Below are 21,755 nucleotides of genomic sequence, written 5' to 3'. Positions count from 1 at the left end.
CCTGGAACGTTCCCCACCACGTCACCCCCCGCACGATCAGCTGTTCACGATTCAGAGGAGGAGAGTTGTCGTCGATCGTCGTCGTCACCAATGCCAAGGTCCGCACCATGGACCGGGCTCGGCCGATCGCTGAGGCGCTCGCCGTACGGGACGGGCGGGTGCTCGCCGTGGGCCGGGCCGAGGAGGTGCTGGCGGCGGCCGGACCGGGGGCCGAGGTGATCGACGCGGCCGGGCGCACCGTCCTGCCCGGCTTCATCGACCCGCACAACCACCTGCTCTCCACCGCCGAGTCGCTGGTGTCGGTGGACGCCCGCTACCCGCGGGTGGGCAGCGTGGCCGACCTGGTGGCGGCGATCGCCGCCGAGGCCGCGGTCACCCCGCCGGGCCAGTGGATCAGGGCGTTCGGCATGGACGACGCCAAGTACCCCGAGGGCCGCCCGACGATGCGCCAGATCGACGAGGCCACGACCGAGCACCCCGTGATCATCTACCACGTGTCGGGGCACCAGGCCGTCGTGAACTCGGCCGCGTTGACCTGGCGGGGCATCACCGCCGACGTCGCCGACCCGGCCGGCGGCGCCTTCCTCCGCGACGAGGGCGGGCGGCTGACCGGCATGGTGCTCGACTCCGCGATGGAGCTGCTGCTGCCGCTCGCCGTGGACATCGGCTGCCACGGCCCCAACTTCCACACCGACCTGCCGGCCGAGCAGCTGCTTTCCTGGCTCGCGTCCGCGGGCGAGGCGTACCTGTCCGCCGGTGTGACCACCGTGTGCGACCCCCAGGTGTCCCGGCGCGAGCTGAAGATCTACCGGGCCGCGCGCGCCGCCGGCACGCTGCCGGTCCGCACGATCTGCATGCCGCTCTCGCACATGCTGGACGACCTGGCCGAGATCGGGCTGGCCGGGCCGTTCGGCGACGACTGGCTGCGCCTCGGCGCGATGAAGTTCTACGCCGACGGCACCCTGCTCGGCGGCACCGCGCTCTTCAGCGAGCCGTACGGCGAGCACGGCCAGTTCACCGGCTCCACCTACCACTCGCCCGAGGAGCTCACCGCGCTCGTACGGCGGGCCGCCCAGGCGGGCTGGCAGGTCGGCATCCACACCCAGGGCGACCTCGCGATGTCCTACGCGCTGGACGCGATCAGGGCCGCCGTGGCGGTCACCGGCGACGACTCCCGGCCCCGCATCGAGCACTGCGGCCACCCGACCGAGGCCCAGGTGCGCGACTTCGCCGTGCTCGGCGTGATCCCCGTCAACCAGCCCAACTTCCTCTTCGACAGCGGGACGGACTTCGTCCGGCGGCTCGGCGAGAAGCGGGGCCACCGCCTCCAGCCGATGCGCGAGGAGATCGACGCCGGGCTGCGCCCCGTGCTGTCCAGCGACGCTTTCGTCTCCTCGCTGCGTCCGATGGAGACCGTCGCCAACGCCGTACGGCGGCGCACCCGCGAGGGCGGCCCGATCGGCGCGGACCAGGCGGTGACCCTGGACGAGGCGCTGCGCGCACACACGATCGACGCCGCGTACGCGGTCCGGATGGAGGACAGGATCGGCTCGCTGACCCCCGGAAAGCTGGCTGACGTGGTCGTCCTCGACCGCGACCTCGACACTCTCGGCGTGGACGAGCTGGCCGGGGTGGACGCCTGGCTGACTATGATCGACGGCCGGGTGGTGTACCGCGCCGGATGAGGCTGAGTCCCTCTCGCGCCCACCTGATGACCATGGTTCGCCCAAGGGGTTCGGGGAACGTGGAAGGGTGGGCGTCGAGAAGGGGCTTGCGCGGCGGGGAGTGGCCTCTGCCACGATGTCCGCATACGCGGCCGGTATTCACACCATGGACGCCGACCGCGTGAGGACCCGGCCGTACTCGGGTGGCGACCCCACACGCGCGCGGCCCTAGACGCACAGGAGTGGCACGTGACAGCCGAAGCCCCTCGTGGTGCCGACGCACCCCCGGAGCTCATCCAACTGCTCACGCCGGAAGGCGAGCGAGTCGAGCACCCCGACTACGACATCGAGCTGACCACCGAGGAGGTGCGCTCGCTCTACCGGGACCTGGTCCTGGTGCGGCGCATCGACCTGGAGGCCGTCGCCCTCCAGCGGCAGGGCGAGCTCGGACTCTGGGCCTCGCTGCTCGGGCAGGAGGCCGCGCAGATCGGCTCCGGCCGGGCCCTGACCGACGCCGACATGGCGTTCCCCACCTATCGCGAGCACGGCGTGGCCTGGTGCCGCGACGTCGACCCGGTGAAGCTGCTCGGCATGTTCCGCGGTGTCAACCACGGCGGCTGGGACCCGTACGAGCACAACTTCCACCTCTACACGATCGTCATCGGCTCCCAGACGCTGCACGGCGTCGGGTACGCCATGGGCGTCCAGCGCGACGGCGCCGAGGCCGCCACGATCGTGTACTTCGGCGACGGCGCCACGTCCCAGGGTGACGTGAACGAGTCCTTCATCTGGGCGTCCGTGTTCAACGCCCCGGTGGTGTTCTTCTGCCAGAACAACCAGTGGGCGATCTCCGAGCCGCTGGAGAAGCAGACGCGCATCCCGCTGTACAAGCGCGCCTCCGGCTTCGGCTTCCCCGGCATCCGTGTGGACGGCAACGACGTGTTCGCCTGCCTCGCGGTGACCCGAAAGGCGCTCGCGGACGCCCGCAACGGTCTGGGGCCGACCTTGATCGAGGCGTTCACGTACCGGATGGGCGCGCACACCACCTCGGACGACCCCACCCGCTACCGGGTCGCCAACGAGTTGGAGGCGTGGAAGCTGAAGGACCCGATCGAGCGGGTCAAGGCGTACCTGTTCAAGAACCAGCTCGCCGACCAGGAGTTCTTCGAGAAGGTCGACGCCGAGGCCGACGCGCTCGGCAAGGACGTGCGCCGGCGCTGCCTCGAACTGCCCGACCCCGAACCCCAGGCGATGTTCGACCACGTGTACGGCGGCCCGCACGCCCTGGTGGACGAGGAGCGGGAGCAGTACCTGGCATACCTGGCGAGCTTCGAGAACGGCGCTGAGACGGGGGCCGGCCGATGACCACACTGACCCTGGCCAAGGCGATCAACGAGGGCCTGCGCCGCGCGATGGAGGAGGACTCCAAGGTCCTCGTGATGGGCGAGGACGTCGGCAAGCTCGGCGGCGTCTTCCGCGTCACCGACGGCCTGCAGAAGGAGTTCGGCGAGGACCGCGTCATCGACACCCCGCTCGCCGAGTCGGGCATCATCGGCACCGCCATCGGACTGGCGCTGCGCGGCTATCGCCCGGTGTGCGAGATCCAGTTCGACGGTTTCGTGTTCCCCGCCGCCGACCAGATCATCACGCAGCTCGCCAAGATGCCGCTCCGCTCGCTCGGCGCGGTCAAGCTGCCCGTCGTCGTCCGCATCCCCTGCGGCGGCGGCATCGGCGCGGTGGAGCACCACTCCGAGTCGCCCGAGGCGTACTTCACGCACACCGCCGGGCTGCGCGTGGTGTCCTGCTCCAACCCGGCCGACGCGTACACGATGATCCAGGACGCGGTCCGCTGCGACGACCCGATCATCTTCTTCGAGCCGAAGCGCCGTTACTGGGACAAGGCCGAGGTGGACCTCGCCGCTTCCGGCCTGCCCCTCGACCGGGCCAGGACCGTACGGCGGGGCTCGGACGTGACGCTGCTCGCGTACGGGCCGATGGTGAAGACCTGCCTCTCCGCCGCGGCCGCGGCGGAGGAGGACGGGCGCGACGTCGAGGTGATCGACCTGCGCTCGCTCAACCCGCTCGACCTGGACGTGCTCGTCGAGTCCGTGGCGCGGACCGGCCGCTGCGTGGTCGTCCACGAGGCGCCGGTCTTCAGCGGCTTCGGCGCGGAGCTGGCGGCGCGGATCACCGAGCACTGCTTCTACAACCTGGAGGCCCCCGTGCTGCGCGTCGGCGGGTTCTCCACGCCCTACCCGCCGTCCCGCCTTGAGGACCACTACCTGCCCGACCTCGACCGCGTGCTCGACGCGGTGGACCGCGTCTTCGCCTACTAGGAAAGGGAGGATCCTCATGTTGCGTGAGTTCAAGCTTCCCGACGTGGGCGAGGGGCTGACCGAGGCCGAGATCGTCAAGTGGCACGTGGCCGCCGGGGACACCGTCAAGATCAACCAGACGATCGTCGAGATCGAGACGGCCAAGGCCGTGGTGGAGCTGCCGTGCCCGTACGAGGGCACCGTGTCCGCGCTGATGGTGTCCGAGGGGCAGACCGTCGAGGTCGGCACGCCGATCATCTCGGTGGACGTCGTCCCGGAGGACGGCGCCGATGAGCCGAGAGAGTCGGTCCCGCCGGTCGAGGGCGCGGTGGAGCCGGGGATGGTCGGCGGACCGGCGCCCAAGCCGGAGCGCCAGCCGGTGCTGGTCGGGTACGGCGTCAAGCCCGGTACGACGACGCGCCGCCCCCGCAAGCAGCCGGCCGCCGCGCCGTCGGCTCCGGTGTCCGCTCCTGCGCCCACCCCCGTGCCGGCGCAGCCCCAGGCGCCGGCCCCGGCCGTGCCCCGGCAGGGCGGCCGGGTCTCCGTGCTGGCCAAGCCGCCGGTGCGCAAGCTCGCCAAGGACCTCGGGGTTGACCTGTCCACGGTGGTGGGCACCGGTCCACAGGGGTCGATCACCCGCGACGACGTCCAGGCCGCCGTCGCGGCGCCCGTGGCGGTGCCGTACCAGGCGGGAGCCGTACCGGCGGGTGGGGAGGAGCGCATCCCGGTGAAGGGCGTGCGCAAGGCGATCGCGCAGGCCATGGTGGCCAGCGCGTTCTCCGCGCCGCACGTCACCGAGTGGCTCCAGGTGGACGTCACCGAGACGATGGAGGCGGTCCGCCGGCTGCGCGAGCTGCCGGACTTCGCCGGGGTGAAGGTCTCGCCCCTGCTCCTGGTGGCCAAGGCGCTGCTCACCGCCGTGAAGCGGCACCCGATGGCGAACGCCGCGTGGACCGATGAGGAGATCATCGTCAAGCGGTACGTGAACCTCGGCATCGCCGCGGCCACCGAACGCGGGCTGATCGTGCCCAAGATCAAGGACGCGCACGCGATGTCCCTGCCCGAGCTGGCCCGGGCGCTGGCCGAGCTGACCGAGCGGGCGCGGGCCGGGAAGTGCACGCCCGCCGAGCTGACCGGCGGAACGATCACGATCACCAACGTGGGCGTGTTCGGGGTGGACGCGGGCACGCCGATCATCAACCCCGGCGAGGTGGCGATCCTGGCGATCGGCCAGATCCGCGACATGCCGTGGGTGGTGGACGGCCAGCTCGCGGTCCGCAAGGTCACCACGCTGGCGCTGTCGTTCGACCACCGCGTGATCGACGGCGAGCAAGGCTCCTACGTCCTCCGCGACGTGGGCGCCATGCTGGAGGACCCGCTGCGCATGCTGGCCTGGGGATGATCTCCGCGATCCCGTGAGGGGTCACGGAACGCGTGAGGGGGCGGTCCCGCATCGGCGGGGCCGCCCCCAAGTCGTCTCCAAGATCAAGACCAGTAGGCCCCAAGCAGGGCGGCCTAGCGTTTGACGCAGGCGCCCGGGAGAACGGGATCGGTGCGGATCGGATGCCGCCCGGGCGCCACCGCGGACCTGCGCGGCGAGGCCATCACCCAGCCCCCTTGGACGGCCTCGTCGCGCGGCACCGGCTCATCCGAGGAGAGACCGTGAGCAGCCCCCTGCCCCTGACGACGGGAGCCGGCGCCGAGGACTTCCTTCGCGTCCTCTCCGAAGGCGTGGAGCTTCTGCGCGGGCTGCGCCGGCGCCGCGCCGCCGTACCGGACGCCCGGCGCGCGGTGGCCGAGTGGTCGGCCCGGCACCCGGCGGCGCGGGTCCAGCTCGTCGTGGACGTGCGCCCCGGCTCCCCGGTGGTGGACTACGACCTCCTGGTGAACCATCCGGGCGGCGGGACGGTCGCGATCAGCACCCCCGCGGACGACGGCGTCCCATGGCTGATCGAACACTCCACCCACTGGGCGGCCGGTTACCTGCTCACCGTCGACCGGGTACACGTCCCGGTCGCGGAGGTCCTGGCCATGCTGCGCACCCTCACCCGCCGGGAGGTGGCGGTCCACGACGAGATCGTCGAGCAGTGCCTCGTCCACAACGAGGTGCTCGCGGACGACGAACCGGTGGACGACGAGGAGCTCCGGGAGGCCGCCCGGGAGATCCGCGGGGCCTGGGGGCTGCACGACCGCGCCGCCACGCTCTCCTGGCTGGCGGAGATGGGGATGTCCGGGCCCCAGTTCGAGGCGTTCATCGCCGGGGTCGCCCGGCGGCGGCGGTTCCGGCGCCGCAAGGAGGCGGAGCTGGCGCCCGGCTATCTCGCCGCCCACCGTCCCGGATTCGACCTGGTGCGCGCGCTCTGGGCGACCGGCCCCCGGCCCGTGGACGTCGCGTCCCTGCTCGGCCTCGGTGACCCAGGCGGCCTGGGCGGCCTGCTCGGGTACGGCGAGGCCCGGGTGACGCTGGGCGAGCGCCGGGCGTGGGAGTTGCCGGAGCCGCTCCGCGATGCCCCGGAGGGCGCCGTGGTCGGCCCCGTACGCCACGGAGACGGCCATCTCACCGGTGTGGTCCTGGAGCGCCGCCCGGCCGGGGAGGACCCGGCCACCTTGGCCGAGGCGGGCGCCGCAGCCTTCACCGACTGGCTGGCCGCCAGGAGGCGGGCGGCGTCGGTCGAGTGGCACTGGCTGTGACGCGCCCTCGCCGAGTCAATCGACGGCGGCCGAGCACTAGGCTTCCTCCCGCAGTCACACCGCGAAGGGGACGACCATGATCCGGCACGTCGTGCTGTTCACCTGGACCGAGGACGCCACCGCCGAGCAGAAGGCGGAGGTGGCCGCGCGGCTGAACACCCTGCCGGGGATCATCTCGCAGATCAGGAGCTACGCCGTCGGCGCCGACGCGGGCATCAACCCCGGCAACCACGAGTTCGCCGTGGTCGCCGACTTCGACACCGTCGAGGACTACCTGGCCTACCGGGACCACCCGACGCACCTGTCGATCATCGCCGAGCACATCAAGCCGATCCTCGCGTCCCGCGCCGCCGTGCAGTACGCCGTCTGACCCTGACGGCGCGGGCTCGGCTCAGGGCTTGGGCGGGTGGTTCTCGTGTTCCATGAGCTGGCTGTCCGAGGTGGCACCCCGGCGGGAGCCGAGGACGACGCTGAGGAGCAGCCCCACGCCTCCGACGATCATGAAGATCACGCCGATCACATCGATGTGCACGGCTTTTCCGAGCACATCGGGGTCGATGGCGAACTTCAGGATCGCTCCGAGCGTGAGAAAGAAGAGGCTGACCCCGATGCCCATCGCCGAACCTCCGGACGGTAAACAACGCGTATGCCACGGTCATACCCGGCTCTGGCTGATCGAAAATTCTCGGGCGCGGCCTCGGCTTCAGCCGTGGGGTCAGCCCATCCGGCTCCCGACGCGTCACCCGGAAACGCGGCGATCGCGCGCCCTCTCCCGAGGGAACCGCGCGATCGCCGGATTCGGAGCCGGTACGGCTAGAAGGCGTCCTCCGGCAGCTCCATGACGTCCTGGGACGTGGCGTCGAGTACCCGGCGCTCGGCGGCGACCCGGGGCAGGACCGTCTGCGCGAAGAACGTCGCGGCGGCCACCTTGCCGGTGTAGAAGGCGGTGTCGGCGGCGTCCGGCGCCTCGGGGGCGCCGAGGGCCGCGAGCGCGATCTCCGCCTGGCGCAGCAGCAGCCAGGCCAGGACCACGTCGCCCAGCGCCATCAGGAACCGGGTGGTGTTGAGACCGACCTTGTAGACCTCCTTCGGCGACTCGAGCGACGCGATCGCCCAGCCCGCCATCGTGTCGGCCATGGCCTTGACCTCGGCCGCGGACTCGCCGAGTAGCGCCCGCTCGGCCTTCAGCCGCCCGTTGCCCGCCTCGGAGCCCGCGAACGCGGCGATCTCGCCGAGCAGCGAGCCGAGGGCGACGCCCTGGTTCTTGAGCACCTTCCGGAAGAACAGGTCCTGGCCCTGGATCGCCGTCGTGCCCTCGTACAGGGAGTCGATCTTCGCGTCGCGGATGTACTGCTCGATCGGGTAGTCCTGCAGGAAGCCGGAGCCGCCGAGCGTCTGGAGCGAGCGGGCGAGCAGCTCGTACGAGCGCTCGGAGCCGACACCCTTGACGATGGGCAGCAGCAGGTCGTTCATCGCCTCGGCGGCCTCGTCCCTGCGCCCCTCGGCCTCGGCGATCTGGACGGAGTCCTGGAAGGTCGCCGTGTACATCACCAGCGCCCGCATGGCCTCCACGTACGACTTCTGCAGCATCAGCTCACGGCGGACGTCCGGGTGGTGGGTGATGGTGACGCGCGGGGCGGTCTTGTCGGCGGACCGGCCCAGGTCGGCGCCCTGGACGCGGTTCTTCGCGTAGTCGAGCGCGTTCAGGTAGCCGGTGGACAGCGTCGCGATGGCCTTGGTGCCGACCATCATCCGGGCGTGCTCGATCACCATGAACATCTGGCGGATGCCGTCGTGGACGTCGCCGACGAGGTAGCCGACGGCAGGGTGCTTCTCGCCGAAGGTGAGCTCGCAGGTGGTGGACACCTTGAGGCCCATCTTCTTCTCGACGTTGGTGACGTACGCGCCGTTGCGCTCACGCAGCTCGCCGGTCTCGAGGTCGACCAGGTACTTCGGCACGAGGAACATCGACAGGCCCTTGGTGCCGGGGCCGTGGCCCTCGGGGCGGGCCAGCACGAGGTGGAAGATGTTCTCCGCCATGTCGTGCTCGGCGCTGGTGATGAAGCGCTTGACGCCCTCGATGTGCCAGGTGCCGTCCTCCTGCCGTACGGCCTTGGTACGGCCGGCGCCCACGTCGGAGCCGGCGTCCGGCTCGGTCAGCACCATCGTGGAGCCCCAGTTGCGCTCGACGGCCAGCTCGGCGAACCGCTTCTGGTCCTCGGTGCCCAGTTCGAACAGCAGCCGGGCGAACGCCGGACCGCTGCCGAACATCCAGACGGCGGGGTTGGCGCCGAGCACCAGCTCGGCCACCGACCACACGAGGCTGCGCGGGGCGGGGGTGCCGCCGAGCTCGGGCTGCAGCTCCATGCGCCACCACTCGGCGTCGACCCACGCCTGGTACGACTTCTTGAAGCTCTCGGGCATCGTGACGGTGTGCGTGGCCGGGTCGTACACCGGCGGGTGCCGGTCGGCGTCCTCGAAAGACGCGGCGATGGGGCCGGTGGCCAGCCGGTTCACCTCGTCCAGGATGCTGCGGGCGGTGTCCTCGTCGATGTCCTGGAACGGGCCGCCGCCGAGGATCTCCCCGCGCCCGAACACCTCGAACAGGTTGAACTCCAGGTCGCGGATGTTGCTCTTGTAGTGGCCCATCTCGTGCGCTCCTCGAAACCACGACAGTCGGGGGTTACGTACTAGTCAGTAACTCTAAAGGAATGCTACCCGCCGGTAACCGGCAATATGCAAGCAATGTGCCGGTATGTCCCACAACCCCGCGAGGGACGCTGAGGAGCGACCGTGCGCGCGAGGGGCGCCATGTGCATGAACCCAGGCCAACCGCTCACCCGCGAGGGGCGCGGCGGTGTCTGGACTGAGGAGCGAGTGGGGAGCGAGGGGCGCGGCGGTGAAGTAACCGAGGAACGCCCGGAGCGACGAAGGAGTGAGGACGTGACGAGGGCACGAGCCGACTTCGGGCGCCCTGAGCCGCCGAGCGGAGCGAGGCCAATAGACACAGCGAGGGACGAGCGACTCCGAGCGACGAGGGAAGACATCGCCTGTGGGCGCCCCGAGCCCGCGCGAGCGGAGCGAGCGCAATGAACACAGCGAGCGCAAATGGATACTCTGGGCGACTGTGAGCCTTGATGAGCGAGCAGCACGCTGGCGGGCGGACCTCGAGTCCTGGGCCATCCCTGAGGAGATCCTGGCGAAGGCGCCGGCCAGCCCGTGGACGCATCGGGTCGCCCGCTTCGCCAGGAGGACCGACGCCGTCCTCGCGGCACCGCAGGGGCCGACGTACGAGCGGGCCCGGGAGGCGCTGCCCGACGAGGGGTCGGTGCTGGACGTCGGGGCGGGTACCGGTGCGGCGAGTCTCCCGCTGCGTCCGGCGGCGCTGGTCGCCGTGGACGAGAACCGCGCCATGCTGGAGGCGCTGGCCGCGCGCGGACGTGAGAGCGGGTGCGGCACCATCCGGCTGGTCGAGGGGCGCTGGCCGGACGTGGCCGACCGTACGCCCGTCGCCGACGTGGCCGTGTGCGCGCACGTCGTCTTCAACGTGCCCGACCTCGTGCCGTTCCTGGCCGCGCTCGACGCGCACGCGCGGCGCAGGGTGGTGCTCGAACTCCCGCTGGTCCACCCGACGACCTGGCTGAACCCGCTCTGGGGCCGTTTTCATGGCCTGACCAGGCCCGATCGACCGACATCCGAGGACGTGCTGGCGATCGCCCGCGAGATGGGGTTCGCGGCGCAGAGCGAGGCGCACACCGCGCCCGACGCGCCCTTCGAGTCGATCGAGGAGATGGCGTCCTCCGCGTGCCTGCGGCTCTGCCTCGACCCCGCGCGGGGCCCTGAGGTGGCGCGGGCCGCGGAGGAGCTGGGGATGTGGCCGCTCCCACCGCGGCAGTTCGTCACGATTTGGTGGGATAGCAGCAAATAAGTGGAGATGTGTTACTTTCTCCACTGATGGGTCCTGCGGCGATCGACCGCGCGGCCATCCCGGACGAGACGCGCCGTACCCGGTAAGCGAAGACGACGCACTCCCTGTAACCAGGAAGTTCAGTCTCGTACCAAGGGGGAGCCATGGCCTGGGTCCTGCTCGTCGTCGCCGGCCTGTTCGAAGTCGCGATGGCCTACTCGCTCAAGATGAGCGCCGGTTTCTCGCATCTGTGGTGGTCGGTCGGGTTCTTCGTCTTCGCCGTGCTCAGCTTCGGCCTGCTGTCGCTGGCGCTCAAGAGCCTTGAGGTCGGCACGGCCTACGCCGTGTGGACCGGCATCGGCGCGGTCGGCACCGCGCTCCTCGGCATCGCCCTGCTGGGAGACAACGCGTCCCTGCTGAAGATCGTCTCGATCGTGTTCATCATCCTGGGCGTGATCGGCCTCAACCTGGCCGGCGGCGCCGCTCACTGAGCCACTGCCGCCCCTACGCGGGCGCGGTCCTGGTGATCGACCCGGGGCAGACGGTCGGTATCCCCGCGACCATGGACACACTCCGTGGCCGGTGCAGTCCGCCTTCGTGGATACGTACGGCCGGCGCTCGTCCCGGCCGGAGTCGGTCGCGACCCGATCCGCGCCCGGCGGAACCCTCAGGTGTTGACGCCTTCAACGGATAACCGGCTTGACAGCTTTGGCGGTGTTTCGCTTGGGTGAGCGCATGATTGAGATTCACATGGTGACCGTCGACTGCGCCCGTCCGTACGAGCTGGCCGGGTGGTGGAGCACCGCCCTCGGCTGGCCGCTGGTCGAGTCCGAGCCCGGCGACGACGAGGTCATGCTCGACCGGCCCGACGGGCCGCCGCACCTGCTCTTCATCAGGGTCCCTGAGGGGAAAGCGACCAAGAACCGGCTCCACCTCGACGTCAACGGCGTCGACGGCGCCACCCGGGACCAGGAGGTCGAACGTCTCGTCGGCCTTGGGGCCACGCTGTACGAGGACCACCGCAACGCGGACGGCACCGGCTGGGTCACGCTGCTCGACCCCGAGGGCAACGAGTTCTGCGTCTGCCGCAGCGAGGCCGAGCGCGGCGCCTGAGGGGCGTCGCCGCCCCCGCGGGCGACGCCCGGGAGCGCCCGTCAGCCGTTGCCCTGCGTGCGGCGACCCATCGACAGCGCGATCACGGCGGTGATCACGTAGACGAGCGCGCCACCCCACAGCGCGTCCCACGCCGCGCCGAAGACGCCCTCCCGGCCGATGACCAGCTGCACCGGGTACATCAGCACCGCGGAGCCGAGTCCCGGATAGAGCGCGAACCGCCAGGGGTGGCGCAGCGACCAGCGCCGCGCCTGCTGGGTGACCCGATCGCCGTGATCCGGCTTCGCGATCGCGCCGACGGCCGCCACCACCGTGAAGACACGGAGGCCCAGACACAGCGACCAGGCCAGGTCGGCGGGGCCGGGGAGGACCCAGCCCATCAGGAAGCCGACCGCGGCGACCACTCCGCCCGAGACGGCGGCGACCTTCCACGGCGCGCCGCGCAGAGCCGCTCCGGCGAGGGACATCTCGTCACGTCGAGTCAGTTCGTTCATAGCTCAAGGCTGCAACTCGGCGGGCGTGCGCGGCATCGGGGAGACCCCTGAGCGCACCCTGAGCCGCCCCTTTGGTCCCCTACGCCCCGCCGCTAGGCTCAGCGCGTGTCTGTTTCATTCCGTACCGCCCGGCGCGAGGACGTGCCGGCCATCCTGGCGATGCTCGACGACGACGCCGTCGCCGCGGCCCGCGAGCCCGTCGAGGGAATCGACGTCATGGCCGCGTTCGAGGCCATCGACGCCGACCCCCGCAACGAACTGATCGTGGCCGAGGAGGACGGCCAGATGGTCGGGACGTTCCAGCTCACCTTCATCCCCGGGCTGTCCCGGCGCGGGGCGGAGCGCGCCCAGATCGAGGCGGTCCGGGTGGCCGCGCCGCACCGGAACCGGGGGATCGGGCGCCGGATGATGGAGTGGGCCGTCGAGCGGGCCCGCGAACGCGGCTGCCGCCTCGTCCAGCTCACGACGGACAAGGCGCGCCACGACGCCCACCGCTTCTACGCCTCGCTTGGCTTCACCCCCACGCACGAGGGCTTCAAGCTCCGCATCTGACTCAGATAGCGCGAATAGGGCAGCGAGGCCCAACTGCGGAGGCGAGTCTGCGATCGGCGGTGACGAGCGCGCACTGGAGTGCCTCGGCCGCGGCGACGTAGGCGGCGTCATAGGACGAGAGGTTGTCGCGCAGTGCCCACATCCTGGGCAACAGGCAGTCTTCGTCGACTCTGTCGACCACGATGTCCCTCAGATCGTCGGCGGCCTCTGCGGCGGCGTCCGCGCTGATCTTCTTTCCCAGCAGGCGTCCCCGGATGACCGACATCGTCTCCACCTTCAAATGAGGCGGCGCGGCCCATCGCGGATCAGCTGTGAGCGCCGCGCGGGCCGCCTCTCCGACTGGGCCGGATCCCGTCAACGCCTCAGCGAGGACGGACGCGTCGATGACGATCACTTGTCGCTCTCCGAGCGGTCCAGCCGCTCGGATCGGATGGCCGCGAGCTCCTTCGCGGCCTCCCCGACCTCGCCGAGATGCGTGCCCGGACGGTCGCCGGCACGCTTCAGGATGGCGAGGTTCCGCGAGCGGCGGGCCTCGGTCGTCACCAGTTCGAGCAGGAGTCCTTGGAGAGACATCCCGCGAGCGTTCGCCTGTTCTGCCAGGGCGTCACGAACCTCCGCCGGTACGTCCCGGATTTGAAGAGCCACCATGCATGCATTTTACATGCACCATGGCCTCTATGCGGGGGCGATGTCCACGAAGTTGTCGTGATAGACGGCGCCGCGGCCCATGTCGGCGTCGCGCTCGTCCACCACGGCGTTCGGGTTGGCCCCTCCCGGGCTGAGCTTGGGCCAGTGCCCCTTCGGCGCCGCGGCCACGCCCGGCCGGACCCGGTCGCTGATCTCCACGTACGCCGAGAACTCGCCGTTGTCGTTGAACACCCTGGCGAGCTGCCCGTCCGCGAGCCCGCGCGCCTCGGCGTCCACGGGGTTGACCGTGACCCGCGGCCCCTTGGAGCGCCTGAGCAGCTCGGGGTTGTTGCTGAAGATCGTGTTGAGGAAGTTGTGCTGTGCCGGGGTGATCAGCGTCAGCTTCCCCGGCACGGCCGTACGGGCGGTGTGCGAGGGGACGTAGCCGGCCACCCGGGGCAGGCCGTCGGCCTCGGCCTGGTCCGAGACGAACTCCAGCTTCCCGGACGGCGTCGGGAAGCCGTCGGCGAAGGGGACGAACGGGTCGGGGACCGGCAGCCGCGCCCACCCCTCCTTGCGCAGCCGCTCCAGCGTGATGGCGGGCGTCCCGGTGAGGAGCTGCTCGGCCAGTTCGAGATCGGAGTCGTACAGCGAGGGCTCGGTCAGGCCCATGTGCCGGGCGAGCCGGCGGAACGTCTCCGACGTGGACGCGCATTCGCCCGGGGGCTCGACGGCGGGCTCGTTCCACACCACGTACATGTGGCCGTACCCGGCGTGCAGGTCGATGTGCTCGGTCTGCATGGTCGCGGGCAGCACGATGTCGGCGTAGTCGACGGTGTCGGTCGGGAACTGCTCCATCACGACCGTGAACAGGTCCTCGCGCAGCAGCGCCTCGCGCACCCGATTCTGGTCGGAGGTCGAGCCGAGCGGGTTTGCGGCGTAGACCCACAGGCACTTGACGGACTCGTCCAGGCCGTCGGCCAGCCGGGTCATCGTCAGCGTGCGCACCGGCTTCTCCAGCAGGTCGTCACGCGGGTCCACGTGCAACGGGAAGTGCGCGGACGTGGAGTAGGAGACGCCGCCGCCCGGGTGCCGCCAGTCGCCCGTCACGCCGGGAATGCAGGAGATCACCCGCATCGCCGCGCCGCCGCCCTCGTGCCGCTGGATGCCCATGGTCGCGCGGATGGCGGTGGGCCGGGTGTGCGCGAGCCGTACGCCGAGGGCGCGGATGTCGGCCTCGGGCAGCCCGGTGATCTCGGCCACCCTGCTCGGCGGATATTTCAGGATCTCGGCGCGGAACTCGTCCCAGCCGACCGTGTGGTTCTCCAGGTAGTCGCGGTCCTCCGCGCCCTCCTCCAGCACCACGTAGAGCAGGCCGAGCGCGAGCGCGCCGTCCGTGCCGGGACGGATCGGCAGGTGCTCGTCGGCCTGCTCCGCGGTACGGGTCCTGATCGGGTCGATCGCCACGACGTGGGCGCCGTTCGCGCGGGCGTCCTGCACGAACTTCCACATGTGGTGGCCGCTGGTCAGGGTGTTCGTCCCCCACAGCAGGATCAGCCGGGACAGCGCGAACGTCTCGGGGTCCATGCCCCCGGCGCTGCCGTTGACGTACTTGACGCCGAGGTTTCCCGCGCGCGAGCAGATGTTGAGATCGTGGTACGACGCGCCGAGCACGTTCCAGAAGCGCCGCCCGGCCAGGCCGCTCTCGCCCTGGATGTACCCCAGCGTCCCGGTGCCCTGGTACGGCCAGACGGCCTCCCCGCCGTGCTCCGCGATGATGGCGGTCAGCCGGTCGGCGATCGTGGTGAGCGCCTCGTCCCAGCTGATCCGCTCGAACCGCCCGGAGCCCTTCGGCCCGACCCGCTTCAGCGGGTGGAGGATCCGGTCGGCCGCCCGGCTGTGCTCCAGGTAGCGGTTGACCTTCACGCAGAGCGCGCCGCGGGTGAAGGGGTGGTCGCGGTTGCCGCGCAGGGCGACGGCCTGGCCGTCTTTGACCGTCACCTCCCACGAGCAGGTGTCGGGACAGTCGAGCGGGCAGGCACCGAGAACGCGCAACTCCATGACGGTAACTTTACGAGGCGCCTTCCAGCTCTTTCAGCAGGCCGATGTTCGCCCGGTCGTCCTCGGCGGTGCTCGGCCCGGTGGAGAACCAGGCGTCGAGGATCTCGGTCAGGATCTGCCGAGAGGTCAGGCGGAGGCTGAGCGCGAGCACGTTCGCGTCGTTCCAGGTGCGCGCACCCGCGGCGGTCGCGGCATCTACGCACAGCGCGGCGCGTACGCCCGGTACCTTGTTCGCGGCGATCGAGGCGCCGGTACCGGTCCAGCAGCACACGATGGCCTGTTCGGATCGGCCGGCCGCGACGTCGCGGGCCGCCTGCGCGCAGCACCAGGCCCAATCCGTCCGGCCACCGGGAGCCAATGCTCCATAGAGTGTGACTGAATGACCGCGCCGCTCCGCTTCGGTCACGATCTGTGACGCTATGCCGTCAAGGCTGTCCGAGGCGAGTGAAAGTCGCATGCATCGATTGTGGACACGGAGTGCGAAGATCGCACAGAATCGCTGGTGGTGAGGGGCATAAAGGAGAAGAATACGACGACGGAGACTCCTGATTCCGGAGCCGTCCTCGTCGTTGAGCCCCTGCTACCCCAGCGCATCCGCCGCCCCTCCGACGCCCTGCGCTTCCTGCTCACCCTGGTCACGCTCGCCGCCGTGGTGCTGCTCGCCCTCGCCCTGCAGCGCACTCTCAACGGTCTGGAGACCGACGTCCAGGCGGGAACCGGCCGCGCGCCCGACGTGCTGTCGTCCGCCGCGGGGCTGCTCGGCGGCATCTCCGTGCTGATCGTCCCGATGGCCTTCGCCGTCGAACGGGTCTTCCACCGCGACGGCATGCGCGTCACCCAGGGGCTCATCGCCGCCATCCTCGCCCTGCTGATCTCGTACACGCTGGACGAGTGGCTGATCGGCTCGGGAGCCGCGGACCTCAAACAGCTCCTCACCGGGGGCAGGGAGGTCGAGCCGCTCAACACCGTGCTCACCCCCGCCATCGCGTACGCCACGGCGGTGCGGATGACGCGCCGGCCGCGCTGGCGCACGCTGATGGCGGGGGCGATCGTGCTCGACGTGTTCGCCCTGTTCACCGCGACCAAGGTGACCGCCCTCGGCGTGATCGTCACCTACATGGTCGGCCTCGCCGTGGGCTACGGCACGCTGTACGGCATCGGCAGCGCGAACACCCGGCCTCCGGGCAGCGCGGTGATCCACGCGCTCAGACGGCTCGGCTTCGCTCCCATGAGCGGGCGGCGCGTCGAGGACGACAGCTCCGGCAGCCGCCGCTACCTCGTCGGCCTCGCCGGCGGCGCCCAGCTCGACGTGACGGTCCTCGACCGGGACCGGCAGGTGGCCGGCATCGTGTACCGGCTGTGGCGCCGGGTGTGGCTGCACCCGGACACGCGGCGGCGGGCCATCCGCTCACTGCGCGCCGAGCTGGAGCGCGAGGCCCTGATGGCGTACGCGGCGCAGGCGGCGGGGGCGAACCTGCCGCGCCTCCTCGGCACCAGCGAGGTGGGCACCGAGGCGGCGCTCCTCGCGTACGAGCACGTCGACAGCCGCCCGCTGGAGGAGCTCAGCGACGACGAGATCGACGATGCGTTGCTCGCCCAGATCTGGGAGCAGGTGCGGCTGCTCGAGGCGCACCGGCTCGCCCACCGCCACCTCACCGGCGAGAGCATCCACGTGGACAAGGACGGCCGGGTGCTGCTCGTCGACGCCAGAAGCGGCGAGATCGCGGCCGGCGACCTGCTGCTCCGCCTCGACCTGGCCCAGCTCCTCACCTATCTGGGCCTGCGTGTGGGTCCCGAGCGCTCGGTCGCCTCCGCCGCCGCCGTGCTCGGCGCGGACACGCTGGCCGGTGCGTTGCCGCTGCTGCAGCAGATCGCGCTCACCCGCGGCACCCGCGCCGCCGCGCGCAAGGAGAAGAACCTGCTGCCCGCGCTGCGCGAGCAGATCGCGGCGTTGAAGCCGCAGGTCGCGGTGGACGAGGTCCGGCTCGAACGCTTCCGGCCTCGGACGCTGGTGACGATCATCGCGAGCGCGCTCGCCGCGTACTTCCTGCTGTCCCAGCTCAGCAAGGTCAACCTGGTGTCGGTGGTGCTCACCGCGAACTGGGCCTGGGGCGGTGTGGCGCTCGTCGGCGCCGCGCTCAGCTACCTGGCCGCCGCGATCATGTTGCGCGGGTTCGTTCCGGAGCAGTTGCCGCTCGGGCGGACCATGCTGGTGCAGTTCGCCGCGTCGTTCGTCAAGCTGGTCGCGCCCGCCGCGGTCGGCGGCGTCGCGATCAATACCCGATACCTGCAGAAACGCGGCATCCCGCCCGGGCCGGCGGTGGCGAGCGTGGGCGCGTCCCAGCTCGTCGGCCTGATGTGCCACATCCTGTTGCTGCTGCTCTTCGGATACATCACCGGCACCCAGGCCGCGCCGTCCCTCACCCCGTCCCGGGGCCTGCTGATCGCGCTGCTGGCGGTCGCCGTGCTCAGCCTGATCGTGCTGGCCGTACGGCCGCTGCGCCGGTTCCTGACCGTACGGCTGCGGGCGATGTTCTCCGGCGTGGTGCCCCGGCTCCTCGACGTGCTGCAGTCGCCGTCCAAGATCGTCGAGGCGCTCGGCGGGACGCTGCTGCTGACGATCGCCTTCGTGATCTGCCTCGGCGCGTGCGTACGGGCGTTCGGCGGCGATCTGAGCTTCGCCGCGATCGCGGTGGTCTTCCTCACGGCCAACGCGATCGGCTCGGCCGCCCCCACGCCGGGCGGTCTGGGGGCCGTCGAGGGCGCGCTCTCCTTCGGCCTCACCGTCGCGGGCCTGCCCGGATCGGTGTCCCTGTCGGCCGTGCTGCTGTACCGGCTGATGACGTTCTGGCTTCCCGTGCTGCCCGGCTGGGCGTCCTTCGCCTGGCTCCAGCGCCACAACGCCCTGTAACGCGTACGGCCCGCCTCCGGCGTACCGGAGTGCGGGCCGTACAGGCGAGAGCGGGCGTGATCAGCCGGCGCTGGAGGCGGCCCAGAGGTTGATGCCGGCCTCGACGGCGTCCTTGTCGATGGCGTCCAGCTCGTCCGGTGTGAAGTCGAGCCGCCGCACCGCGTCGAGACTGTCGTCAAGCTGGGCGACGCTGCTCGCGCCGATCAGCACGGAGGTCATCCGGCGGTCCCGCAGCGCCCAGGCCAGGGCCATCTGGGCGAGCGTCTGGCCACGCCCCTTGGCGATCTCGTTGAGTGTGCGGATGTGCCGCAGCGTCTCGTCCGAGAGCAGGGCCGGGTCGAGCGACTTGCCCTGCGCGGCCCGCGAGTCCCGCGGGATGCCGTTCAGGTAGCGGTCGGTCAGCATGCCCTGCGCCAGCGGAGAGAACGCGATGCAGCCCACGCCCTCCTGCTCCAAGGTGTCGAGGAGGCCGCCCTCGATCCACCGGTTGATCATGGAGTACGACGGCTGGTGGATGAGCAGCGGCGTCCCCATCGAGCGCAGGATCTCCGCCGCCTCCTTCGTCCGCTCCGGCGAGTACGACGAGATCCCGGCGTAGAGGGCCTTGCCCGAGCGCACCGCGTGGTCGAGCGCCCCCATCGTCTCCTCAAGGGGCGTCTCGGGGTCGAACCTGTGGCTGTAGAAGATGTCCACGTAGTCCAGGCCCATCCGCGAGAGCGACTGGTCCAGGCTGGACAGCAGGTACTTGCGCGACCCCCACTCGCCGTACGGCCCGGGCCACATGTCGTAGCCCGCCTTCGTCGAGATCACCAGCTCGTCCCGGTATTTCGCGAAATCTTCCCGGAAGAGGCGGCCGAAGTTGATCTCGGCGGAGCCGTACGGCGGGCCGTAGTTGTTGGCGAGGTCGAAGTGGGTGACGCCGCGGTCGAACGCCCGGCGCAGAATGGCGCGCTGGGTGTCGATCGGCTTGTCGTCGCCGAAGTTGTGCCACAACCCCAGCGAGATCGCCGGCAGCTTCAGCCCGCTCCGTCCGGTCCGGTTGTACGGCATGGGGCCGTAGCGGTCGGCCGCCGCGGTGTACGTCATTCGGTCACTCCAGCTCGGTCGAGGATCCAGGACAGCGCGAAGGCCTCTTCGCGCCAGGCGTCGTACCGGCCGCTCCTGCCGCCGTGGCCCGCGCCCATCTCGGTCTTGAGCAGGAACGGCCCACCCTGTGCGGTGGCACGCAGCCTGGCGATCCACTTGGCCGGCTCGTGATAGAGCACGCGGGTGTCGTTCAGGCTGGTGATCGCCAGGATCGGCGGGTACGGCCTGCCGTCGATGTTCTCGTATGGGGAGTACGACTTCATATAGGCGTACACGTCCGGGTTGTGCAGGGGATCGCCCCACTCGTCCCATTCGATGACGGTCAGCGGCAGCGACGGGTCCAGGATCGTGTTCAGCGCGTCCACGAACGGCACCTCGGCGACGATCCCGGCGAACTCCTCCGGCGCGATGTTGGCGACCGCGCCCATGAGCAGCCCGCCCGCGGAACCACCCCTCGCGATGATCCGGCTGGACCAGCCCGCGGCCTTGAGGTGCCTGGCGCAGGCCACGAAGTCGGTGAACGTGTTCTTCTTCCTGGTCAGCTTGCCGTCCTCGTACCAGCCGCGGCCCATCTCGCCGCCGCCCCTGACGTGGGCCACGGCGAAGACGAATCCCCGGTCGAGCAGCGAGAGCCGGGCCACCGAGAAGTACGGGTCGATCGAGGTCTCGTAGCTGCCGTAGCCGTACAGGAGGGTGGGGGCGGGCCGCCCGGCGCCCTTCCTCATCACGATCGAGATGGGCACGCGCGTGCCGTCCTCGGCCGTCGCCCACTCGCGGAACTGCTCGTAGTCCTCGGGCTCGTACCCGCCGAGCACGGGCCTCCTCTTCAGGAGGATCAGCTCGCGCGAGGGGAGGTCGTAGTCGTAGACCGACGGCGGCGTGATCATCGAGGTGTAGCCGAGCCGCAGCCGGGAGGTCTCGAACTCGGGGTTCCCCGACGGCGCGACGTCGTAGAGCGGCTCAGGGAACGCGATCTCGTACGGCTCGCCCCCGTCGCCCGGCAGGATCCTGATGCCGGTCAGCCCCTCCCGCCGGAAGTGCACGACGATGTGGCTCTTGAAGGCGTCCACGTCGAGCAGCCGGGTGTCCTCGCGGTGCTCGATGAGCGGGGTCCACGTGCCCGGGGCGTCGAGCGGCGCGGTGGCCAGCTCGAAGTTCCGGGCGCCGTCGTTGTGCAGGATCAGGAAGCGGTCGCCCGCGTGGTCGAGGTCGTACTCGACGCCGGTGTGGCGGGGCCGTACGACGGTGAACTCGCCGGTCGGGTCGGCCGCGTCCAGCACGCGGACCTCACTGGTGATCTTGCTGCCCGCGCTGAGGACGAGGTACCGCTGGCTGCGGGTCAGCCCGATGCCGATCCAGAACCGCTCGTCGTCCTCCTGGTAGACGAGGACGTCCTCGTCCGACCCCAGCGTGTGCCGGTGGACGCGGTACGGACGCCACGCCTCGTCGATGGTCGTGTAGAAGAACGTCGAACCGTCCGCCGACCAGGCTCCGCCGTAGAAGATGCCGGGGATCTCGTCGGGGAGAAGCTCGCCGCTGCGCAGGTCCTTGAACCGCAGCGTGAAGCGCTCGTCCCCCGAGAAGTCGGTGGAGTACGCGAGCATCGTGCCGTCCGGGCTGACGGCGCTGGTGCCGACCGCGAAGAAGGGGCTGTCGCCGGCCAACTCGTTCCCGTCCAGGAGGACCTGCTCCCCGGGGAGAGCCTCGCCGGCCGTCAGCGCGGGCGGATCGTCCCCGTCCGCGGCGACCCGGCACTGGATGCCGTACTGCTTGCCCTCCTCGGTGCGCGAGTAGTACCACCAGGCGCCCTTGCGGGTCGGGACCGACAGATCGGTCTCCTGAGTGCGGGCCTTGATCTCCTGGAAGACCTTCTCCTGCAGATCCTTCAGGTGGCCGGTCGCCTCCTGCGTATAGGCGTTCTCCGCCTCCAGGTAGGAGATCGTGTCCGCGTCGTCCTTCTTGAACAGCCACGCGTACTCGTCGATCACGGTGTCCCCGTGATGCGTGCGGGTGGTGGGGACCTTCTTCGCCACAGGCGGCATATCGCTGCTCACGGGCCGAGTCTATGGTCGGCCTCCGCGCTGTCGAGGCCCTCCGATTCGTACGGCATCGGCCTCGCCGGAGCCGCGGGCGTCGGTGATCCGTACTCGGCCACTCCAGAGGACTGCTAATCTTTTGCTGTCGGCAACGCCCGGCACAACCCCTTCCGATCACTTCGGCGATCAAGCATGGGTGCGTGCGGGACACGCCGACAACCCCTTGAAACACGCTGGTCCCGAAGAAGTGTTTGCGAGAACCTCTCCGGCCTGGTAAGTTAGAGGGGTTGCCCCGGAA

Annotated in this window: 20 protein-coding genes and 1 riboswitch; of the genes, 11 read left to right on the top strand and 9 right to left on the bottom strand. The window is 70.6% G+C overall.

What is annotated here, in order from left to right; translation table 11 throughout:
* Positions 1-65 precede the first annotated feature (65 nt).
* From AWQ68_RS03105 to AWQ68_RS03080, 6 genes are all read left to right on the top strand, one after another.
* On the top strand, positions 66-1,685 hold the full coding sequence (locus AWQ68_RS03105; RefSeq protein WP_373281490.1) for an amidohydrolase: 1,620 nt from the start codon (positions 66-68) through the stop codon (positions 1,683-1,685).
* A gap of 228 nt (positions 1,686-1,913) precedes the next feature.
* Positions 1,914-3,029 carry a pyruvate dehydrogenase (acetyl-transferring) E1 component subunit alpha gene (pdhA, locus tag AWQ68_RS03100; protein ID WP_066934348.1) on the top strand — a complete coding sequence of 372 codons (1,116 nt, stop codon included), beginning with the start codon at positions 1,914-1,916 and terminating at the stop codon, positions 3,027-3,029.
* On the top strand, positions 3,026-4,000 hold the full coding sequence (locus AWQ68_RS03095; RefSeq protein ID WP_066934345.1) for an alpha-ketoacid dehydrogenase subunit beta: 975 nt from the start codon (positions 3,026-3,028) through the stop codon (positions 3,998-4,000). The genes pdhA and AWQ68_RS03095 overlap by 4 nt, the downstream gene beginning before the upstream one ends.
* A gap of 16 nt (positions 4,001-4,016) precedes the next feature.
* Entirely contained in the window at positions 4,017-5,381 is a 1,365-nt protein-coding gene (locus AWQ68_RS03090; protein WP_066934342.1) for a dihydrolipoamide acetyltransferase family protein, read from the top strand.
* 260 nt (positions 5,382-5,641) lie between these two features.
* Complete coding sequence (locus AWQ68_RS03085; protein ID WP_169808847.1) at positions 5,642-6,670, top strand: TIGR04500 family putative peptide maturation system protein; 1,029 nt, start codon at positions 5,642-5,644, stop codon at positions 6,668-6,670.
* A gap of 76 nt (positions 6,671-6,746) precedes the next feature.
* On the top strand, positions 6,747-7,040 hold the full coding sequence (locus AWQ68_RS03080) for a Dabb family protein (protein ID WP_066934335.1): 294 nt from the start codon (positions 6,747-6,749) through the stop codon (positions 7,038-7,040).
* A 21-nt stretch (positions 7,041-7,061) separates the two neighbouring features.
* Here the strand turns inward: AWQ68_RS03080 and AWQ68_RS03075 are convergent, their stop codons facing one another.
* Complete coding sequence (locus tag AWQ68_RS03075) at positions 7,062-7,286, bottom strand: hypothetical protein (RefSeq protein ID WP_066934332.1); 225 nt, start codon at positions 7,284-7,286, stop codon at positions 7,062-7,064.
* Between the two features lie 197 nt (positions 7,287-7,483).
* The gene (locus tag AWQ68_RS03070) at positions 7,484-9,319 is read right to left on the bottom strand and encodes an acyl-CoA dehydrogenase (protein WP_066934329.1); all 1,836 of its coding nucleotides are present in this window, start codon (positions 9,317-9,319) and stop codon (positions 7,484-7,486) included.
* A gap of 478 nt (positions 9,320-9,797) precedes the next feature.
* On the opposite strand from AWQ68_RS03070, the gene AWQ68_RS03065 reads away from it, so the two are divergent.
* The 3 genes from AWQ68_RS03065 to AWQ68_RS03055 all read left to right on the top strand — a co-directional run bounded on the left by AWQ68_RS03065 (position 9,798) and on the right by AWQ68_RS03055 (position 11,690).
* Positions 9,798-10,598: a class I SAM-dependent methyltransferase gene (locus tag AWQ68_RS03065; protein ID WP_066934326.1), complete on the top strand. Its 801-nt coding sequence runs from the start codon at positions 9,798-9,800 to the stop codon at positions 10,596-10,598.
* Positions 10,599-10,633: 35 nt separating this feature from the next.
* Positions 10,634-10,700, top strand: a riboswitch (guanidine-III (ykkC-III) riboswitch).
* A 41-nt stretch (positions 10,701-10,741) separates the two neighbouring features.
* Positions 10,742-11,068 carry a DMT family transporter gene (locus tag AWQ68_RS03060; RefSeq protein WP_066934323.1) on the top strand — a complete coding sequence of 109 codons (327 nt, stop codon included), beginning with the start codon at positions 10,742-10,744 and terminating at the stop codon, positions 11,066-11,068.
* A 244-nt stretch (positions 11,069-11,312) separates the two neighbouring features.
* Positions 11,313-11,690 (top strand): VOC family protein, encoded by a 378-nt coding sequence (locus tag AWQ68_RS03055; protein ID WP_066934321.1) that lies wholly within the window; start codon positions 11,313-11,315, stop codon positions 11,688-11,690.
* Positions 11,691-11,731: 41 nt separating this feature from the next.
* Here the strand turns inward: AWQ68_RS03055 and AWQ68_RS03050 are convergent, their stop codons facing one another.
* Entirely contained in the window at positions 11,732-12,184 is a 453-nt protein-coding gene (locus tag AWQ68_RS03050; protein WP_066934317.1) for a hypothetical protein, read from the bottom strand.
* A 105-nt stretch (positions 12,185-12,289) separates the two neighbouring features.
* On the opposite strand from AWQ68_RS03050, the gene AWQ68_RS03045 reads away from it, so the two are divergent.
* Positions 12,290-12,736: a GNAT family N-acetyltransferase gene (locus AWQ68_RS03045; protein ID WP_084463597.1), complete on the top strand. Its 447-nt coding sequence runs from the start codon at positions 12,290-12,292 to the stop codon at positions 12,734-12,736.
* A 1-nt stretch (position 12,737) separates the two neighbouring features.
* Here the strand turns inward: AWQ68_RS03045 and AWQ68_RS03040 are convergent, their stop codons facing one another.
* The 4 genes from AWQ68_RS03040 to AWQ68_RS03030 form a co-directional block, all read right to left on the bottom strand.
* Positions 12,738-13,130 carry a type II toxin-antitoxin system VapC family toxin gene (locus AWQ68_RS03040; RefSeq protein WP_066934314.1) on the bottom strand — a complete coding sequence of 131 codons (393 nt, stop codon included), beginning with the start codon at positions 13,128-13,130 and terminating at the stop codon, positions 12,738-12,740.
* Positions 13,127-13,309 (bottom strand): hypothetical protein, encoded by a 183-nt coding sequence (locus AWQ68_RS40400; protein ID WP_169808846.1) that lies wholly within the window; start codon positions 13,307-13,309, stop codon positions 13,127-13,129. The genes AWQ68_RS03040 and AWQ68_RS40400 overlap by 4 nt, the downstream gene beginning before the upstream one ends.
* Positions 13,310-13,411: 102 nt before the next feature.
* Positions 13,412-15,424, bottom strand: coding sequence for a molybdopterin-containing oxidoreductase family protein (locus AWQ68_RS03035; protein WP_066934310.1), 2,013 nt, complete (start codon positions 15,422-15,424; stop codon positions 13,412-13,414).
* A 10-nt stretch (positions 15,425-15,434) separates the two neighbouring features.
* A complete protein-coding gene (locus tag AWQ68_RS03030; RefSeq protein WP_245655723.1) occupies positions 15,435-15,830 on the bottom strand; it encodes an RpiB/LacA/LacB family sugar-phosphate isomerase in 396 nt (131 codons plus the stop codon).
* 99 nt (positions 15,831-15,929) lie between these two features.
* Between AWQ68_RS03030 and AWQ68_RS03025 the strand changes: the two genes are divergently transcribed.
* Positions 15,930-18,335, top strand: coding sequence for a lysylphosphatidylglycerol synthase transmembrane domain-containing protein (locus AWQ68_RS03025; protein WP_245655722.1), 2,406 nt, complete (start codon positions 15,930-15,932; stop codon positions 18,333-18,335).
* Between the two features lie 60 nt (positions 18,336-18,395).
* Here the strand turns inward: AWQ68_RS03025 and mgrA are convergent, their stop codons facing one another.
* Both mgrA and AWQ68_RS03015 read right to left on the bottom strand, forming a co-directional pair.
* Positions 18,396-19,421: an L-glyceraldehyde 3-phosphate reductase gene (mgrA, locus tag AWQ68_RS03020; RefSeq protein WP_066934306.1), complete on the bottom strand. Its 1,026-nt coding sequence runs from the start codon at positions 19,419-19,421 to the stop codon at positions 18,396-18,398.
* Positions 19,418-21,475, bottom strand: a complete 2,058-nt coding sequence (locus AWQ68_RS03015; protein ID WP_066934303.1) for a S9 family peptidase — start codon at positions 21,473-21,475, stop codon at positions 19,418-19,420. Before AWQ68_RS03015 ends, mgrA begins: the two co-directional genes overlap by 4 nt.
* Positions 21,476-21,755 lie beyond the last annotated feature (280 nt).

The sequence above is a fragment of the Microtetraspora fusca genome (assembly GCF_001570365.1).
In the GTDB taxonomy this organism is placed as follows: Bacteria; Actinomycetota; Actinomycetes; order Streptosporangiales; family Streptosporangiaceae; genus Microtetraspora; species Microtetraspora fusca.
The sequence above is the reverse complement of the archived record's forward strand: the minus strand, read 5'-3'. Positions and strand labels throughout refer to the sequence as shown.

Excerpts from the sequence above, each read along its gene's own strand:
- AWQ68_RS03035 (WP_066934310.1), bottom strand. The coding sequence starts at position 15,424 with ATGGAGTTGCGCGTTCTCGGTGCCTGCCCGCTCGACTGTCCCGACACC.
- AWQ68_RS03075 (WP_066934332.1), bottom strand. The coding sequence starts at position 7,286 with ATGGGCATCGGGGTCAGCCTCTTCTTTCTCACGCTCGGAGCGATCCTG.
- AWQ68_RS03055 (WP_066934321.1), top strand. The coding sequence starts at position 11,313 with ATGATTGAGATTCACATGGTGACCGTCGACTGCGCCCGTCCGTACGAG.
- AWQ68_RS03070 (WP_066934329.1), bottom strand. The coding sequence starts at position 9,319 with ATGGGCCACTACAAGAGCAACATCCGCGACCTGGAGTTCAACCTGTTC.
- AWQ68_RS03090 (WP_066934342.1), top strand. The coding sequence starts at position 4,017 with ATGTTGCGTGAGTTCAAGCTTCCCGACGTGGGCGAGGGGCTGACCGAG.
- AWQ68_RS03095 (WP_066934345.1), top strand. The coding sequence starts at position 3,026 with ATGACCACACTGACCCTGGCCAAGGCGATCAACGAGGGCCTGCGCCGC.
- AWQ68_RS03050 (WP_066934317.1), bottom strand. The coding sequence starts at position 12,184 with ATGAACGAACTGACTCGACGTGACGAGATGTCCCTCGCCGGAGCGGCT.
- mgrA (WP_066934306.1), bottom strand. The coding sequence starts at position 19,421 with ATGACGTACACCGCGGCGGCCGACCGCTACGGCCCCATGCCGTACAAC.
- AWQ68_RS03080 (WP_066934335.1), top strand. The coding sequence starts at position 6,747 with ATGATCCGGCACGTCGTGCTGTTCACCTGGACCGAGGACGCCACCGCC.
- AWQ68_RS03060 (WP_066934323.1), top strand. The coding sequence starts at position 10,742 with ATGGCCTGGGTCCTGCTCGTCGTCGCCGGCCTGTTCGAAGTCGCGATG.
- AWQ68_RS40400 (WP_169808846.1), bottom strand. The coding sequence starts at position 13,309 with ATGTCTCTCCAAGGACTCCTGCTCGAACTGGTGACGACCGAGGCCCGC.